This window comes from Rhodococcus sp. R1101, from assembly GCF_000278445.1.
GTDB lineage: Bacteria > Actinomycetota > Actinomycetes > Mycobacteriales > Mycobacteriaceae > Rhodococcus > Rhodococcus gordoniae.
Genome location: NZ_AJVB01000799.1, coordinates 1 through 987 on the forward strand (window position 1 = coordinate 1; position 987 = coordinate 987).

Genomic DNA, 987 nt, shown 5'->3' on the forward strand with positions numbered 1-987 from the left:
ATCTCGCCGTCATCATCCCTCCGCCGCAGGATCTGCCGGTCACCGTGCTCGCGCAGCAGAAGCTGTTGCTCCACCTCCCGAGCACACACCGACTCGCCACGCGTGCCCGGCTCGACCTGTGTGATCTCGCGGACGACCACTTCATCGCGAGCCCACCGGACTACCACATCCGAAAGGAACTCGAAACTGCGTGCATCGAGGCCGGATTCGAGCCACACATCGCGTTCGAGATCAGCGAGTTCGACACCATCCGCGCACTGGTGGCGAAGGGCCTCGGGGTCGCACTCCTGCCTCGCTCGGAAACGCCGGTGACCGGAACCGCCACGATCCCGGTCACCGGCATCGAGAACCGCACGATCGGATTGACCACCGGGACACGGACGCCCTCACCGGCAGCGGCGCGACTGCACGCCCATATCACCGAACACGCCGACAGATTCGATGATCGCCGGGTCGATCCATAGGGATTGCTCAGCTGTCACTCGTGCCGATGATCGCGGCCTGCAACGCCGCACCACCGTTCGAGCGCGTCGCCCAGTCCGTCCGTCGAACCCTCCCCCACCCATGCCACATACCCGTCCGGGCGCACGAGCACAGCCGACGGCGCATCCACCGCACCGAGGACCGGCAACTCCCACGCGCCGTCGTAGCGCGCTCGCACGTGGTCGACGTGTTCGGGCAGGATCCCGAAATCTGTTGGCGTACCATCGAATTGCAGCAGCAATGGATGCGCCTGGTGCATGAGCTCGAACACGCGCACCGGCTCCTCCTCGACGACGATGTCGAGATCCGGCATCCGCCGCCCCACCAGTGGATGACCTTCGCCGAGGTCGTAAGTGACCTCGAGACCGGAGATCAACGCTGCGATCGGCGATCCGGCGTCGTCGAGGCGGAGCACCTCGTCGATCAGATCGCGCAGAGCCTCCTGGCGCGGATCGGCCTTTTGGAACAGGGATTGCGCCATCGTGAACTTCAGCGCTCGCTCCC

Annotated in this window: 2 protein-coding genes; one reads left to right on the forward strand and one right to left on the reverse strand. The window is 65.6% G+C overall.

Annotated features, from left to right (window positions below; translation table 11 throughout):
- The coding region (locus tag R1101_RS28675; protein ID WP_016935738.1) for a LysR substrate-binding domain-containing protein at positions 1–464 on the forward strand (464 nt) is incomplete at its 5' end.
- Between the two features lie 14 nt (positions 465–478).
- On the opposite strand, the gene R1101_RS0124300 is transcribed toward R1101_RS28675, so the two are convergent.
- Positions 479–987 (reverse strand): aromatic-ring hydroxylase C-terminal domain-containing protein (locus R1101_RS0124300; RefSeq protein WP_016935739.1); only part of this gene is annotated, 509 nt, incomplete at its 5' end.